Raw genomic sequence first — 16,508 nt, forward strand, 5'->3', positions numbered from 1 at the left:
TTTCTCCCCTCCCGCTTGCGGGAGGGGTTGGGGGTGGGCGCCCGACCTCCGCGCGCGGAACGCCTGTGGATAGCGCGAGCCCACCCCTAGCCCCTCCCGCAAGCGGGAGGGGGATGACGTCAGCTTGCCCATCACACCAGCGCCTTCGCTTCGTCGTCCATCTCGCCCGAGACTTCGCTCGCCTGGAGCAACATCTCGGTATGCGCGGCGCCGCTCGGGATCATCGGGAAGCAGTTGGCGAGCTTGGCGACGCGGCAGTCGATGATCACCGGCCCGTCATGATCGAGCATCGCGGCGATCCCGTCGTCGAGCTGGCCGAGGCCCTCGATGCGGATGCCCTTCCAGCCATAGGCCTCGCCGAGCTTGACGAAGTCGGGCAGGGAATCGCTGTAACTCTCGGAATAGCGGCTCGAATAGGTGAGCTCCTGCCACTGGCGGACCATGCCCATATATTCGTTGTTGAGGATGAAGATCTTGACCGGCAGCCGGTATTGGCTTGCCGTCGCCAGTTCCTGGATGTTCATCTGGATTGAGGCTTCGCCCGCGATGTCGATGACCAGCGCCTTGGGATTGCCGAGCTGCGCGCCGATCGCGGCGGGCAGGCCATAGCCCATCGTGCCGAGGCCGCCGCTGGTCAGCCATTTGTTGGGCGCGTCGAAGCCGAAATGCTGCGCCGCCCACATCTGGTGCTGGCCGACCTCGGTGGTAATGATCGGCGCACGCTTGTGCGTCGCCTCCCACAGCGCGCGGATCGCACGCTGTGGCATGATGTCGGCGTCGGTCTCGGGAAAGCCGAGGCTGTCGAGCGCGCGCCAGCCCGCGATCATCCGCCACCATTCGGCGAGATCGGGCTTGGGATGGCGCCGCGCCTTGAACACGCGGACCATGTCCTCGAGCGCATGGCCGACGTCTGCGACGATCGCGAGGTCGACACGGACGTTCTTGTTGATCGACGAACGATCGATATCGATGTGGATCTTTCGGCTGAACGGGCTGAACGCGTCGAGCCGCCCGGTCACGCGGTCATCGAAGCGCGCGCCGAGGCAGACGATCAGGTCGGCCTTGTTCATCGCCAGATTGGCTTCGTAAGTGCCGTGCATGCCGAGCATGCCGAGCCACTGTTCGCCGCTCGCCGGATAGGCACCGAGGCCCATCAGCGTCGAGGTGACCGGCGCGCCGCTGATCCGCGCGAGTTCGCGCAGCAACTGGCTCGCCGCCGGCCCTGCGTTGATGATGCCACCGCCGGTATAAAGGATCGGACGTTCCGCGGCCGCGAGCATGTCGACTGCTTGCTCGATCGCGGTCTGGTCCGCCTTGATCTGGGGACGATAGGTCTTGTGGCGGATCGGCCCGGGCTTGGTGTAGCGCGCGGTCGCGACCTGCACGTCCTTGGGGATGTCGATCACCACTGGGCCGGGGCGGCCCGAGGTGGCGATGTAGAACGCCTCGTGGATCGTGTCGCCGAGCCTGGCCGGATCCTTCACCAGGTAATTATGCTTCGAACAGTGGCGCGTGATGCCCACCGTATCGGCTTCCTGGAACGCATCGGTACCGATCAGCGCGGTCGGCACCTGCCCGGTGATCACCACCATCGGGATCGAGTCCATCAGTGCGTCGGTGATGCCGGTGACGGCGTTGGTCGCGCCCGGGCCCGAAGTGACGAGCACCACGCCGGGCTTGCCGGTCGAGCGGGCATAGCCTTCGGCGGCATGCGTCGCGGCCTGTTCGTGGCGTACGAGGATGTGCTTGATCTTCCCCGAGCGGAACAGCGCGTCGTAGATCGGCAGGACGGCGCCCCCCGGATAGCCGAAGACGACCTCCACGCCGAGATCGCACAGCGCCTCGATCAGGATGTCTGCTCCGCTCTTCTCAGTCACGTCTCGTCTCCCGTCGCGCTACCGGTTTTAGCAGCGTTGGAGCGGCGCTGCTAGAGTAACGAAATATGCGTGTCAACGGCTATCCGCGCAACAATATGTCGAATTGCTCGATGCGTTCGCTTGCTTCCATGGCATGCGAGCGCTTCCAGCTCGGCGGGGGCTGATTCCGGAACCAGGTGTATTGGCGCTTGGCATATTGCCGGGTGGCCAGGGCCACTTGCTCGAGCGCTTGCGCCTGCGAAATGTCTCCGCGAAGCGCCGCCGCCAGCTCGGCAACCCCGATCGCACGACGGACGGGGGCATCCGCCGCGATCTCGCCCCGATCGAGCAAAGCGCGGACTTCGTCGGGCGCACCGCCGGCGAGCATCGCCGCGGCGCGACTGTCGCAGCGCGCCATCAACCAGTCGCGATCGGGCAGCAGCACGAGCGCGGCGAGGCGGATGCGCTCGGCGATCCCGCCGCTGCGCTCGCTTTGCCATTCCGCGAGCGTCCGGCCGGTCGAGCGGACCACTTCGAGCGCGCGAGCCACGCGCGTCGTGTCGGCGGGAGCGAGCCGGGCGGCGGCGGCTGGGTCGAGCGGCGCGAGTGCGGCATGCGCCGCGGCGACGGGGAGCGCGCGGACTTCGGCGCGGACGGCCGGGTCGATCTCGGGCACTGGCGCGATCCCATCGAGCAGCGTGCGCAGATACAGGCCCGTTCCGCCGACCAGCACGGGTAGCTTGCCATCCGCGTGCGCCGCGTCGATCGCGGCGCGCGCCTCCTCGGCCCAGCGCGCGGCCGAATAGCTCTCCGCGCCGTCGACATGGCCGAACAGCCGGTGCCGTACGCGGGCTTCGTCCTCGGGCGTCGGGCGTGCGCTGAGAATCCGGAGGTCGCGATAGACCTGCGCCGAATCGGCGTTGATCACCACGCCGTCATGGCGTTCGGCGACTGTGATACCGAGTGCGGACTTGCCGCTCGCGGTCGGCCCTGCGATGAGCGCGACCTGCGGGAGATTCAGAGTGTTCATTGCCACCTTGATAGCATCGGAAACGCTTAGCGCAGGCGATCTTTCTGCCGCGATTGATCGGATCGCCGCGGCGGGGTGTGCGCCGGCGACGTCGGCATGGATCGAGCCCGAGAAAGCGGTCGATATCCTGTTCGGGGTGTCGCCCGACGCGGCGCGCAAGGCGCTCGAGGGCGTGTTCGACGGCGTCGACGTAGTCGTGCAGGCGGTCGAGGGGCGCGAGAAGAAGCTGCTCGTCGCCGACATGGATTCAACCATGATCACCGTCGAATGTATCGACGAGCTCGCCGATTATGCCGGGATCAAGCCGCAGATCGCGGCGATCACCGAGGCCGCGATGCGCGGCGAGCTCGATTTCGAAGGCGCGCTCGATGCGCGCGTCGCCTTGCTCAAAGGGCTCGACGAGGCGTTGATCGAGCGCTGCCTCGCCGAGCGCGTGACGATCATGCCGGGGGCAGTGGCCCTGGTGCAAACGATGCGCGCGCGCGGCGCGACCGCGATCCTCGTGTCGGGCGGCTTCACGCGTTTTGCCGATCCGGTCGCCGAGCGGATCGGCTTCCACCGCGCGATCGCCAACCGGCTCGAGCTGGGCGAGGGTGTGCTGACGGGGACGGTCGCCAAACCGATCGTCGGGTCGGACACCAAGCTGCAGACGCTGCTGGCGGCGCGCGCCGAACTCGGCCTGTTGCCCGAGCAGACGCTTGCGGTCGGCGATGGCGCCAACGATCTGGCGATGGTGCAGGCGGCCGGGCTGGGCGTTGCCTATCACGCCAAGCCGATCGTCGCCGCGGCGGCGGCGGCGCGGATCGACCATGGAGATTTGTCCGCGCTGCTCTACGCGCAGGGGATTGCACGCAACGATTGGGTGATGGCCTAGCACCGCAGAGGCGTGCGTTTCTTGGCGCGATCGGAGCCCGGTCCTTCGATCCTCAGCGTGCTGGTCGGCCCGTCACGGCGCGACCGGCACGCAGGGCTTGACCGCCCCGCACGCCGTCAATGCCGCGCCCTTCGAGGCGAACGGCCCGACCAGTACGCGCGTCATCGCGCCGCTCTTGACGTATTGCACCTCGGCGCCGGCGAAGCGGTGCGCGACTTGCTCCCACAGCTTGCGGGCGTTGGCGGGATCGCCGAACGACCCGAGCTGGACCTTCCAGCCGCCGCGGCTGGTCGCGATCGACGTCGGAGCGGGCGCGCGGGCCGAGCGCGCAGGCGCTGCGGGTTCGGGCGCGACAGGGGCGGACGCCACGGGGGCGGGCGGCCGAACGCGGGCTGGCTTGGCCCGCGTCGGCTGCCGTTCGGGCGCGAGCGCGAGCACTTCGGGCTTGCGCGGTGCGGACGGGTCGTAATCGGACGGCGGCACGTCGGTGCCGCGGATACCCGCGCTGCGCGGCTTGCCCGCGATCTCTGGCGGGAGTTCGGGGCGCTGCGCCTCGGCCTCGTAGCGGCGCGCGAGCTCGAGCCCCTGCTGGCGCTGGTCGGTCGGAATCGCCTTGTCCATCTGCGCCTGCACCTCGGAGGCGCGCGGGGTGTTGGCGGCGGCGGCGCGGACGATCCAGGCATACGCGCGCGGCCAGTCCTTCGCCCCGCCATCGCCGTTGAACAGCATCGTGCCATAGACAAGTTGCGCACGCGGTTCACCGCGATGCGCCGCTTTCTCGAGCCACGGCGCGGCTTCGCTCGGCTTGTGCTGATCGAACAGGACCAGGCCGTATTTCGCCTGCGCGGCGACATGGCCCTGCAGCGCCGCCTTGCGGAACCAGCTTTCGGCGACGGGAATGTCGACCGGCACGCCACGCCCAAGCGTATAGGCCTGCGCCAGGTTGAACTGCGCATCGGCGTCGCCGGCATTCGCTGCGGGGCGCCATTCGGCGACCGCCTTCTTATAGTCGCCGCGGCCCCAGGCATCGACCCCGTCGCGTACGTCCGCCATCGCGGGCGCGATCGCCAGCATCGTTCCTGCCAGCGCCATCCATACTCGCTTGCGCATGCTCTTCGTCCCGTCCCGTCCGACCGTATCGCCTGACCATGCCGACTAGCGCCGGTTTGGCAAAGATTTCGTTAGCCATTCTCCCTGGCACACCCATACGCGCCGTCGCGTTAACCCTTCCTTGACCGATCCTATGGCAATCGGTTGCCTCGATTAAAGGGGCGAAAGGGGCTCATGCGCGTTCTTGCGATGGCATCTCAGAAGGGCGGATCGGGCAAGACAACCTTGTCCGGCCATCTGGCAGTACAGGCGCAGCTTGCCGGGGCAGGGCCCGTCGTGCTGATCGACATCGATCCGCAAGGTTCGCTGTCGGATTGGTGGAACGAGCGGCAGAGCGAGTTTCCCGCCTTCGCCCAGACCACCGTCGCGCGGCTCGCCGCCGATCTCGAGATCCTGCGCCAGCAGGGCTTCAAGCTCGCGATGATCGATACGCCCCCCGCCATCACCATGGCGATCCAGAGCGTCATCGCCGTCGCCGAGCTGATCGTCATCCCGACCCGCCCGAGCCCGCACGATCTGCGCGCGGTCGGCGCGACGGTCGATCTGTGCGAGCGCGCGGGCAAGCCACTGCTGTTCGTCGTCAACGGGGCCACTCCGAAAGCACGGATCACCTCGGAAGCCGCGGTCGCGCTGTCGCAGCACGGCACGGTCGCGCCGATCACGATCCACCACCGCACCGATTTCGCCGCATCGATGATCGACGGGCGCACGGTGATGGAGGTCGATCCCAAGGGCCGCTCGGCGCAGGAAGTGCGCGACCTGTGGAGCTATATCTCGGACCGGCTCGAGAAGAATTTCCGCCGCACGGTGTTCGCGACCCCGACCTCGGTCAACGGCTTCGGCGCGCCGCGCCCCGCCGCGGGTGGTGGCTTCGGCCGCCGCGTGGTGAGCTGAAATGAGCATGTTCGGAAACCCCAAGCCGACTGCCTCGCTCTCCTCGACGCTGCTCGCGCGCAAGGGCATGGCGAAACCCGCGATGCGGCCGCAGGGCTTCGGTGGGTTCGGTGCCATCCCGGGCGCGCACGACGATCTCGGCTGGAACGACATGGGCGGCGACCTGCCGCCGGCCGCGCCGGTGCCGCCGGTGCTGGTCCAGCGCGAAGTGCTGCGCGAGGAATACGCGCAGCACTTCGCTGCGGCTGAGCCAATCGTCGAACCCTCGCCCGTCGCGGCCGCGCCCGAGCCGACGCGTGTCGCGATCAAGCCGGTTTCGGTCGCGACCGCGACGCGGATCGGCCGCGAGACGAGCAAGAAGCATAACAAGGCGCGCCCGAAATCGGCGTTCACGCTGCGGCTCGACGAGGAGCGGCATCTGCGCCTGCGGCTCGCCAGCGCGCTGCACAATGCCTCGGCCCAGTCGCTGGTGACCGAAGCACTCGACCAATTCCTGCAAACGCTGCCCGAAGTCGACGATCTGGTGCGCCAGTTGCCGACGCGGACGAAACGCTAGACCCCGAGGAGGGCGTTACGATGAAGACCCGGTCCGCCATCACCTTCGGCCCGCTCACGCTGGGGCTCTCGATCCTGATCCTCGGCGCCACGGTCGGCGCCGGCGCAGTATCGACGATCGCCGCCGCGAGCGCGCGCGAACAGTCGCGCGCCGAGAAGGAAGCGCGCAGCGAAGCCGCATCCGCGCAGCAGGCGCTGCGCGCCGGCCGCTTCGCCGAGGCGATCGGCCATGCGGAGCGCGCCGTCGGCGACCAGCCCGACGCCGCCGAATATCGCATGATCCTCGGACAGAGCTATCTCAAGGCCGGGCGCTTCGCCTCGGCGCGCGACGCCTTTGCCGACACGCTCACGCTCGCACAGGGCAATGGCAAGGCAGCGCTCAACCTCGCGCTCGCGCAGATCGCCACCGGCGACTGGGCCGGCGCGCGCAAGACGCTCGACGCCAATGCGGCGGTCATTCCGGTCAGCGATCGTGGCCTCGCGACGGCCCTCGCAGGGGATCCGGCGAGCGCGGTCGAAATGCTCGGCGCCGCGGTGCGCGCGCCCGAAGCCGATGCCAAGGTTCGCCAGAATTACGCGCTCAGCCTGGCGCTCGCCGGGCGCTGGCGCGAGGCGCAGGCGGTGGTGGCGATGGACGTCGCGCCGGCCGATGTCGCGCGCCGTATCCTCGATTGGTCGACCTTCTCGCGGCCGACCTCGGCTTCGGACCAGGTCGCGACCCTGCTCGGCGTCAAGCCGGCGGTCGACCCCGGCCTGCCGGCCGCGCTGGCGCTCAACGGCGCGTCGCGCGGCGGTACGACTGCGCTGGCGCAGGCCCAGGCGCCGATCGACAACTATATGCCCGGGCAGGCCACCCCTGACTCGGCAACCCCGGCACCCGTCGCCGTTGCCGACGCCACCGCGACTCCCGCACCGCCGACCGCGCCCTCGCAGCAGGTCGCGGCCGTCGGCCCGACGATCGCTGGCGTGGTGTTTGCCGAGCGCAAGGAAGTCGTCCAGCCGCTGCCCGTCGCCTACGCCAACAGCACGGCCAAGCGCCGCGGCGACGCTCCGCGCCTGACGGTCGCCAACATCGTTGCGGCGTCGCGCGTGGTGGCAACGTCTCCGGCGCCGCGCTCCATTACCCGCGGCAGCTTCTTCGTCCAGCTCGGCGCCTATGACACCGCCGGCGTCGCGCATGATGCCTGGACTCGCGCCACGCGCAGCTATGCCGGTTTTGCGAGCCATACGCCGCAGGGCATGACCGTGTCGCGCGGCGGCAAGCAATTCTATCGCCTGTCGGTCGGCGGTTTCGCGCGCGCCGATGCGGTATCGCTGTGCCAGAGCTATCGCAGCCGCGGCGGCCGGTGCTTCGTCCGCGCCGGTGCGGGCGATCAGGTCGCGATGTGGGCGAAGGGACGCGAACTGGCGTCGCGCTGAGCGCGCGTCGGGCGGGGGAGCGTCAGGCGGGGACGGGCAGGGCGGTGCCGCCCTTGAACAGCCGTAGCACCTTCCCCTGCACCGGCAGCCCGTCGAACGGCGTGTTGCCGGCCTTGGCGTGAAGTCGGTCGCCTTCGATCTGCCACGGCGCATCGGGGGCGAGCAGCAGCAGATCGGCAGGGGCGCCGACGCTCAGCGAGCCCGCGTCGACGCCAAGCACCTTCGCGGGATTGGCCGACAGCAGCGCGAACAGCCGCTGGAGCGACAGTGTCTCGTCGCGCACCAGCCCCAGGCCGAGCGCGAGCAACGTCTCGGCCCCCGCCATGCCCGATGCCGAATCGGCGAACGGCAGGCGCTTTTCCTCGGGGCCGCGCGGGTCATGCCCCGAGCACAGCACGTCGATCGTCCCATCGGCGAGTGCGGCAACCGCCGCCTGGCGGTCACTCTCGCTGCGCAACGGCGGCGAGAGGTGCGCGAAGGTGCGGAAATCGGTCATCGCGATATCCGACAGCAGCAGATGTGCGGGCGTGATCCCGCAGGTGACGTGCACACCGCGACGTTTTGCCGCGCGGACCAGTTCGAAACCGGCGGCGGTCGTGACCTGGCGGATATGGAGCATCGCGCCGGTTTCCTCGGTGAGCATCAGATCGCGCGCGATCGCGAGCGCCTCGGCGATCGCGGGTGCGGAGGGGAGGCCCATCCGCGTTGCGGTTTCGCCTGCGGTAGCGACTGCGCCCGCAGTAACGCCGCCGTCCTCGGCATGGGTGATGACCGCCAGGCCGAGATCGCCGGCATAGGCCAGCACCTTGCGCATCACGCCCGAACCGGCGATCCACTGCCCCCCGGTGCCGACCGCACGTGCGCCGGCATCGCGGTTGATCGCCATTTCGGCGAGATCGGTCCCGGCAAGGCCCCGCGTTGCGGCCGCGATCGGATGGATCCACAATCCCGGCCGCCCGATCAGCGCCGCACGCTGGACGATGCCTGGGTCGTCGAGCACAGGCGATTGATCGGGCATCAGCCCGACGCGGACGATTCCGCCGGCATGAAACGCGGGCAGATCGATCGCGAACACGCCGAGATCGACGATCGCCGGCGCGAGCGTCGCGCCCCCGCAGTCGATCGTCTCGGCATCGGAGGGAACGTCGATCAGCCCGGTCGCGACGATCCGGTCGCCCTCGACCAGCACGCCGCCCTGCGACACGCCCGCGACGGGGCAGATTAGGGTCGCGTTGAGCAAGGCGAGCATCCGGCTCATGCCCAGCCCGCCACACCACGCGAGCGCCGCGTCAGCACGTCGAGGCAGGCCATGCGCACCGCGACGCCCATTTCGACCTGCTCGGTGATCGCCGAGCGCGCATGGTCGGCGACCGCGGAATCGATTTCGACCCCGCGGTTCATCGGGCCAGGGTGCATCACCAGCGCATCGGGCGCAGCGCGCTCGAGCCGCTTGAGCGTCAGCCCGTAGCGCAAGTGAAATTCGCGGTTCGACGGGATGAAACCCCCCGCCATCCGCTCGTTCTGGACGCGTAGCATCATCACGACGTCGGCGCCTTCGAGCGCTGTGTCGAAATCGGTGAAGGGCGTAACGCCCATGCGTTCGATCCCTTCGGGCAGCAGCGTCGCCGGAGCACAGACCCGCACTTCGGCGGCGAGCGCGGTCAGCGCGAGAATGTTCGACCGTGCGACGCGACTGTGGAGGATGTCGCCGCAGATCACCACGCGCTGCCCGGCGATCGTGCCGCGGCGGCGGCGGATCGTCAGCGCGTCGAGCAGCGCCTGGGTCGGATGTTCGTGCTGCCCGTCGCCGGCATTGAGCACGGGGCAATCGACCTTGCCCGCGATCAGCCGGACCGCGCCCGAGCTCATGTGGCGGATGACGATGACGTCGGCGCGCATCGCGTTGAGCGTCATCGCGGTGTCGATCAGCGTTTCGCCCTTCTTCACCGAACTCTGCGCCGCATGCATGTTGACCACGTCCGCGCCGAGCCGCTTGCCCGCGATCTCGAACGACAGCAGCGTCCGCGTCGAATTCTCGAAAAAGGCATTGATCAGCGTGAGCCCGCCGAGGCGCTTGTCGCTGATCGCGCGCGTGCGGTTGGCGGCGACCCAGCCATCGGCTTCGTCGAGCAGGAACAGGATCTCGTGCGGCTGCAATCCCTCGATTCCGGTGAGATGCCGGTGCGGAAACACGGCGCGGCCCGGGATGAGCGAGGCGGGGCGGTGATCGGAGGGTTGCATCGAAGCCGTCGCCTAGCCGGGCTGCGTGACAGTGGCAAGGCAAGATCGGGGGTGGGAGAGGGCGGCTGACGCGACCCTCTCCCGCGGCGGTTAGAAGCCGTAGCCCACCGTCACGCGATACGACCGCCCGAAGATCGGCCGCACGTCGGGCAGCGCGGCGCCCGGCCCGGCGAGGAAGCGCGGATTGCCCTCGGTCAGGCCGTGCGAGTTGGTCAGATTGTCGCCCGCCACCTGGAAGGTGAAGCGATCGACCTTGGCGCGCAGCCCGGCGCTGACGGTGGCATAAGCCGGCAGCAGCTGCGTGTTGGCGAGATCGCTGTAGCGCTTCCCGATCGCTTCATAAGTGCCGTAGAGCGTGACGTCGCTCGTGTCCGATGCTCGCAGCGTATAGGTCGGCGTGACGCGAACCTGATACGACGGGATGCGCTGCGCATTCTTGCCGTCGAACGCCGGGATCGCCGGCGTATCGGTCTTGGCATCCTCGATCACGGCATTGCCGGTCAGCCCGAAGCCGCTGGCGTGATGATACGAGGCGTCGAACTCGATCCCCTTGGTCTTCGAGCCCGCGATCTGCGGCGGCACGCCGACATCGTTATACACCGCGCCGACGACCTCGTCGTAGAAGCCCGTCACTGCCGCATCGAAGCCGCCGCCATGATATTTCACGCCGCCTTCGTAAGAGCGTACACTCCAGTTGAGATCAAGCCGCGGCCCGGTATTGCCGAGCTGCGAGCGGACGTCGTCGAACGACGGCGAGTGATACCCTTGCGAGATTCGCGCATAGACGTCGAAGCTGTGCGTCGCGCGATAGTTGAGCCCGACCGTCCACGGGGTCGCCTCGCGGTGAATGTTCGAATGATTGGGCAGGCCGTTGCCGGTGATCGAGAAGTCGATGTCGGTCCATTGGTGGCGCACGCCCGCATCGAGCCGGAGCGCTTCGGTGATGTTGAACGAATCCGACAGATAGATCGCGTTCACATCGGCGCGGCCGCGGTCGGAAATGTCGAACGCGCTGAGCGGGCCGTTGTTGAGATTGACGAGATCGCCCGATCCGCCGACCTGCATCCAGCGGTTGCCGCCGAGGCTCCATTTGTCGTCAGAGGTGAAGTGCGTGAAATAGTAACCGAGGTTGAGCATGTTGGCACCGCGCTTGTAGTTGAGCACCGCCTCGTTCGACACGCTCTGCAGCTTCTTCTCGACCACCCATGAGCCGAACTGCTGGACGTAATCGGTCGCTGCGACCGGCTGGTTGGTGGTCAGCGTACGGACCGAGGTCTGGCCGGGATTGCGATTGTTCGGATCCGCAAGCGCTGTCGCGACGGTCACTGCGCCAGCTCCGGCGGGGACCAGGCCAACCGTGCGCAGCGTTCCGCTGGTGAACCCGACGCGATCGGTGACCGAGAAGCCGCCGCCGAAATCATAATCGAGCGTCGCGCCGGTCACGACACCCTTCCAGCCGCGCCCCTTGGCGAGATCGACACGCTCGGTCTGCCCGCTGCCGGCGGCGCCGGGGGTGATGATCGTCGCATAGCGGTTGTACTGGTTGAGTTGGTTGTAGCGGCCGAGATCGAGCCCCGGCACGTCCGCCGCGAAGGGTAGGAACCATTCGCCGTGATCGTCGGTGTAGCGCGCGAACACGTTGATCTTGCCGCCGGTGAACTTCTTGGTCACGTTTGCGGTGATCTGCTGGCCCTTCTCGGTGTCGAACCCTGCGCGGCGGACGCTGTCGCCGCGCGAGATATAGCCGCCGACCATGTAGTAGAGATCGTCCGCCGCCTTGCCGCTGACATAGCCGTCGGTGCGCCACGCGCTGTAATCGGTGATCGATGCGCCGATATAACCGTGCGTCACCTCGCCGCCTTCACGCAGCCGCAGATTGGTGGTGAGGCCAGGCTGGCCGTCGGTGTAGAGCGACTGCGGGCCGCCATTGACGCCTTCGATGCCCGCGACGGTCTCGTCGATCCGCACGATCCCGGTCTGGTCCATGAACGACAGGCTGCTGACGCCATAGACGGGCACGCCGTTGAACTGCAGCGAGAGGAACGGCGCGTCGCCGGTGCTCGGGATGCCGCGCACGAACACGTTCGAGGTGCCGACGCCGCCCGAGCTCTCGACCCACACGCCGGGGATCGATTTCAGCGCGTCGCCCGAGCTCTTCGGCGCCTGCAGCTTGAGCGCATCCGCCGAGATGGTCGTGATCGAATAGCCGGCTTCGAGCTTGTTGATGCCGTTGCCGCCCGCACGACCGGTGACGACGATGTCGGGCTGCGCTTCTTCGACGACGGGGGGCGCGGCATCAGTGGGAGTCGGCGCGGGGGCGACTTGCGCGACCGCCGGGCTGGCCAAAGCGACTGCCAGGGCGATCCCCGAAACCGCTTCGAACGCGCGCGTGGGTGAAATGGTCATAATCCTCTCCTGCAATTGCGCGCCCTCTCGCGAAGCGCCTAGAAGCGAAGAGATACACGCCTATGAATTGCATTTCAACGATTTGTTACAGGTGCGTGATATTGCATACTGGAATCGTTGACGACAGAGCGGCGGCAATTTGCTAGCGCTACCAACACGGGGCGTTACGAGGGCGAGCTGTTGCATCGCGGCGGACGTCGGGCCTATCTCGTAGCGAACGCCGTGCCCGGACGGGCAAGGCGAGCGAATTTCAGGATCGCCGCGTGGCCGGGGGTTGAGGAGAGCGAATTTGCGTCGACGCGCGATGGACATGAACATGGGGGACATCGCCCAGCTTGCGAACGTCTCGAAGCCGACGGTGTCGCGCGTGCTCAACAACAGCCCGCTGGTGAATGAAGAAACGCGCGAGCGGGTGCTGAAGATCGCGCGCGAGAACGGCTATGCGATCAACCGCAACGCGCAGAAGCTGCGCCAGGCGCGCAACGACACCGTCGCGGTGGTGCTCGATTTCGGCTCGCACCGCGCCGGGCGAATCGCCGATCCGTTCATCTTCGAGCTGCTTGCCGGCGTTTCGGAAGCGCTGTCGGTGCGCACCCAGGATCTGCTCCTCTCGCCGCCGAGCCTGACCGACGTGCAGAGCCATCTCGACCTGATCAGTTCGCGCGTCGCCGATGGGTTCATCTTTCTTGGGCAAGGCGTGCGTGAGCCGATGCTGCGGGATCTGGCGCGCGCGGGGGCGGCGTTCGTCGTCTGGGGCGGGGTCGATCCGAACGAGCCTTATTGCTCGGTCGGCAGCGACAATCGGCTGGGTGGGCAGCTGGCAGGCGAGTTGTTCGTCAAGCGCCAGGCGAAGCGCTGGCTCTACGTCGGCAACATCGCGCATTCCGAGATCCGGATGCGCTTCGAAGGGCTGCGCGCAGTCGCCGCGCAGCACCCCGAGGTCAGCGTCGAGCATCTCGATGTCGAGCAGATGGCCTATGCGACGACCTATCAGACGATGGCGAAATGGCTCCAGCACAACCCCGCGCCCGATGCGGTGTTCGCCTTTTCGGATACCGCCGCGATCGCGATCGTCAGCGCGTTTCGCGAGATCGGGCTCGAGGCGCCGGCCGATTATGCGCTGTGCGGTTACAACAACATTCCGCCGGCTGCGGATTTTACCCCGGCGCTGACGACGATCGAGCAGGAGACGCATCTTGCCGGCGCGCTTCTCGTCGAAAAGCTGATGCAGTTGCTCGAGGGCGGCAAGCCCAAGTCGAGCTTGCTGCCGACGCGGTTGATCGTCCGTCAGACCTGAGGTCGCGCCGACAGCCTTAAGACTGTCGCGAGATCGACGGCATCGGTTGTCGCGAAGATCAGGTCGGCCTTGGCGAGCGTGTCAGGTTCGCCGATCCCGATCGCGACCATCCCGGCGGCCTTAATCGCCTCGACCCCGGCAGCGGCATCTTCGAACCCGACGCATTCGGCGGGCGGCACGTCGAGCGCGGTGGCGCACGCGAGGAAAATGTCGGGCGCGGGCTTCGACCGCGCGGCGGCGGCATCGGCGACGTGATCGATCGCGTCGGTCAGCCCGGCGCGGTCGAGTACGGTCACCGCGTTGCGGCTCGCGGAGGCCACGCCGATCGCCAATCCGGCCGCGCGTGCATCGGCAAGCAATCGTCGCGCGCCGGGCAGCACGTCGGCTTCGCCCATCGTCGTCAGCGCATCGAGATAGAAGCCGTTCTTGCGCGCAGCGAGCGCTTCGCGCGCCGCCCGGTCGCGCGTTACGCCGCCGAGCTTCAGAATATGGTCGAGCGACCCCATCCGATCGACGCCCTTGAGCGCTTCATTGTCGTCGGCGTCGAACGCGATGCCAAGCTCGTCTGCAAGCCGCTTCCACGCGACGAAGTGCAACCGCGCGCTGTCGACCAGCACGCCATCGAGATCGAAGATCGCCGCGCGAAAGGGAAGCGCGCTGCTCATGCGTCGAGCGCCTCGGCGACAGGCGCGGCGTCGACCCCGTTGATCCGAACGCGGACCGGCCGATCGCCGTGGACCGCAACCGACGCGTCCGCGCCCGATACGGAAACACCGACCTGCGCGCCGCGGAACGAAAGCGAGAAGCTGTAGTCGGGCAGCCCGGGGATCGCGACTGGATCGAGGCACAGGATGTCGTCCTCGACGCGCATTCCGGCAAACCCCATCGCGAGCGTCGTCCAGCTGCCTGCGAGCGCCGCCATGTGAAGGCCATGATCGGTATTGCCGAACAGGTCGGACAGATCGGTCAGCGCCGCGACCCGCCAATAATGCGCGGCGCGCGCGCCGTCACCGGCATGCGCTGCCGCGGTGGCGAAGGCGCTCGCCGACAAGGTCGAATCGTGCGTCGTCGTCGCCTCATAGGTTTCGAGCAGGCGCTGCCGCATCGCGGGTTCGAACGCCTCGGGAAGCAGCGCGAGCGCAAGCACCGCGTCGGCCTGTTTCGAAACGCGCCGACGATAGATGGCGAGGGGATGGAAATGCAGCAGCAGCGGATATTTGTCCGACGGCGTTGCCTCGAACGGCCAGGGCTCGAGCGCGAAATAGGCATCGTCCTGCGCATAGACCTGCCGCGCGTCGTCGAACGGCAGGAACATCGTGTCCGCCGCGCGGCGCATGCGCTCGGCCTCGGCCGCCCCGAGCAGCCCGCTCGCGAGTCCCTCGCGCGCGGCGAAGCGCAGGTGCCGCGCCGCCATCAGATTGGTGTAGAGGTTGTTGTTGACGATCGCGGTATATTCATCGGGCCCGGTCACGCGGTTGATGACGAACGCACCACCCTTGGTCTCGTCGTGGAAGCCGATCGCGAGCCAGATTCGCGCGGTCTCCACCAGCATTTCGGCGCCGCCGGCGTCGAGGATCGTCCGGTCGCCGCTCGCGCTGAGATAGGTCTCGAGCGCGTAAGCGATATCGGCGTTGATATGATATTGCGCCGGGCCGGCGGGGAAATAGGACGAGCATTCGTGCCCGCCGATCGTCCGCCACGGGTAGAGCGCGCCCTCGGTCTGTCCCATCGCGCGCGCATTGTCGCGCGCCGCGTCGAGCCCTGAGATCCGCCACGCGAGCATCGCACGCGCGATGTCGGGATGCGTAAATGCAAAGACCGGGAGCACGTAGAGATCGGCATCCCAGAAGACGTGCCCCTCATAGCCTTCGCCAGTCTGCCCCTTGGCGCCGACCGACGTCATGCCGTCCCGGCCGACCGCCATCGCCAGTTCGGCGAGCGCATAGCGGATCGCGAGCTCGGCCTCGGGCTGGCCCGGAATCGCAACCGTGCTGGTCGCCCAGAAATCGGCGAACCAGGCGGCTTGCTCGACGAGCAACGCGTCATATCCGCGGTTTCCGGCCGCCGTGAGCATGTCGAGCAGCGGCTCGAGCACGGGCGCCGTGCGATCGGCGCGATAGCCCGAAACGAAATCGATCTCGATCCGGCCGTCGCGCGTGCGTCGGGCGATCTCCTGCATCGCGCTCGCGACGACGAAGCCGCTCTTGTCGAGACGGTCGGTCCGCGCCGCGCGCCCCGCGCTCGCCCGGCTGTCGACCGCGCGCCACGGGCTTTCGGCGATCGCCGGCGCGATCCGCGGGTCGTAGATCGCGTCCTCGACCGGAACGGGGGAGACGCCTGCGCTCCCCGGCGGTGCGGTGACCGAGGGCGTGGCATCGATGCTTGCGGTTTCGGCGAAGGTCACGCGAGTCAGGACCATCGCAGGCTGCGCCATCGCGACGAACTGCTCGATCGAGATCGCAACGCCGTCCGCGTCGCGCCGCTCGGTGCGGATACCTCGGTTGAGGTCGAGCTCGACGCCCGTCAGCCGCGCCGCCACCGAGAGCGCGGGCGTCGTCGCGTCCGCCACCGCGAGCCGCAAGTCGGTTTCGCGCGCATAGCCGTGCGCCGCCTCGTGATAGGCGATCGGCATCCGCTCATAGACGCCGTTGAGATAGACACGCGGCGCGTCCGCCGCCTCGCCCGGGCCGCGAAGCCCGATGAACCCGTTGCCGATCGAAAACACCGCGGGAACGTGTGGCAGTTCGATTGCCGCCGCCTCGGCCGAGAGATGCCAGCCGTCGCGCACGAACCGCATCACAGCAAACGACGCTTCCGGTAATGCCC

The 16,508-nt window shown here is 68.1% G+C and carries 13 protein-coding genes; 5 read left to right on the forward strand and 8 right to left on the reverse strand.

The features are described 5' to 3' along the window. Window positions 1–131: 131 nt before the first annotated feature. Entirely contained in the window at window positions 132–1,877 is a 1,746-nt protein-coding gene (locus tag RH90_RS13270; RefSeq protein ID WP_010186200.1) for an acetolactate synthase 3 large subunit, read from the reverse strand. 79 nt (window positions 1,878–1,956) lie between these two features. Beyond that, on the reverse strand, window positions 1,957–2,886 hold the full coding sequence (miaA, locus tag RH90_RS13275) for a tRNA (adenosine(37)-N6)-dimethylallyltransferase MiaA (protein ID WP_010186201.1): 930 nt from the start codon (window positions 2,884–2,886) through the stop codon (window positions 1,957–1,959). Here miaA and serB point away from each other — a divergent pair. Then, the gene (gene serB, locus RH90_RS13280) at window positions 2,879–3,760 is read left to right on the forward strand and encodes a phosphoserine phosphatase SerB (protein ID WP_029625308.1); all 882 of its coding nucleotides are present in this window, start codon (window positions 2,879–2,881) and stop codon (window positions 3,758–3,760) included. The two genes, miaA and serB, sit on opposite strands and share 8 nt — an antisense overlap. 72 nt (window positions 3,761–3,832) lie before the next feature. Here the strand turns inward: serB and RH90_RS13285 are convergent, their stop codons facing one another. Continuing rightward, complete coding sequence (locus RH90_RS13285; protein ID WP_029625309.1) at window positions 3,833–4,870, reverse strand: SPOR domain-containing protein; 1,038 nt, start codon at window positions 4,868–4,870, stop codon at window positions 3,833–3,835. A 174-nt stretch (window positions 4,871–5,044) separates the two neighbouring features. Here RH90_RS13285 and RH90_RS13290 point away from each other — a divergent pair, with 174 nt between their 5' ends. From RH90_RS13290 to RH90_RS13300, 3 genes are read left to right on the forward strand one after another with little or no spacing between them, the layout of a single operon-like run. Next, entirely contained in the window at window positions 5,045–5,764 is a 720-nt protein-coding gene (locus tag RH90_RS13290) for a ParA family protein (RefSeq protein WP_010186204.1), read from the forward strand. Window position 5,765: 1 nt separating this feature from the next. Further along, window positions 5,766–6,320, forward strand: a complete 555-nt coding sequence (locus RH90_RS13295; protein ID WP_029625310.1) for a hypothetical protein — start codon at window positions 5,766–5,768, stop codon at window positions 6,318–6,320. A 20-nt stretch (window positions 6,321–6,340) separates the two neighbouring features. Next, a complete protein-coding gene (locus RH90_RS13300; RefSeq protein ID WP_010186206.1) occupies window positions 6,341–7,738 on the forward strand; it encodes an SPOR domain-containing protein in 1,398 nt (465 codons plus the stop codon). Window positions 7,739–7,760: 22 nt separating this feature from the next. Here the strand turns inward: RH90_RS13300 and RH90_RS13305 are convergent, their stop codons facing one another. From RH90_RS13305 to RH90_RS13315, 3 genes are all read right to left on the reverse strand, one after another. Further along, entirely contained in the window at window positions 7,761–8,996 is a 1,236-nt protein-coding gene (locus tag RH90_RS13305; protein ID WP_029625311.1) for a dihydroorotase, read from the reverse strand. Further along, on the reverse strand, window positions 8,993–9,979 hold the full coding sequence (locus RH90_RS13310; RefSeq protein WP_010186208.1) for an aspartate carbamoyltransferase catalytic subunit: 987 nt from the start codon (window positions 9,977–9,979) through the stop codon (window positions 8,993–8,995). The genes RH90_RS13305 and RH90_RS13310 overlap by 4 nt, the downstream gene beginning before the upstream one ends. Window positions 9,980–10,069: 90 nt before the next feature. Then, window positions 10,070–12,385 (reverse strand): TonB-dependent receptor, encoded by a 2,316-nt coding sequence (locus RH90_RS13315; protein ID WP_010186209.1) that lies wholly within the window; start codon window positions 12,383–12,385, stop codon window positions 10,070–10,072. Between the two features lie 316 nt (window positions 12,386–12,701). Here RH90_RS13315 and RH90_RS13320 point away from each other — a divergent pair, with 316 nt between their 5' ends. After that, on the forward strand, window positions 12,702–13,682 hold the full coding sequence (locus tag RH90_RS13320; RefSeq protein ID WP_232280355.1) for a LacI family DNA-binding transcriptional regulator: 981 nt from the start codon (window positions 12,702–12,704) through the stop codon (window positions 13,680–13,682). On the opposite strand, the gene pgmB is transcribed toward RH90_RS13320, so the two are convergent. After that, a complete protein-coding gene (gene pgmB, locus RH90_RS13325; protein WP_010186211.1) occupies window positions 13,673–14,347 on the reverse strand; it encodes a beta-phosphoglucomutase in 675 nt (224 codons plus the stop codon). The two genes, RH90_RS13320 and pgmB, sit on opposite strands and share 10 nt — an antisense overlap. After that, window positions 14,344–16,479: a glycosyl hydrolase family 65 protein gene (locus RH90_RS13330; RefSeq protein WP_010186212.1), complete on the reverse strand. Its 2,136-nt coding sequence runs from the start codon at window positions 16,477–16,479 to the stop codon at window positions 14,344–14,346. Before RH90_RS13330 ends, pgmB begins: the two co-directional genes overlap by 4 nt. Between the last annotated feature and the right edge of the window lie 29 nt (window positions 16,480–16,508).

The organism is Sphingomonas sp. PAMC 26605, from assembly GCF_000241485.1.
Taxonomy (GTDB): Bacteria; Pseudomonadota; Alphaproteobacteria; order Sphingomonadales; family Sphingomonadaceae; genus Sphingomonas.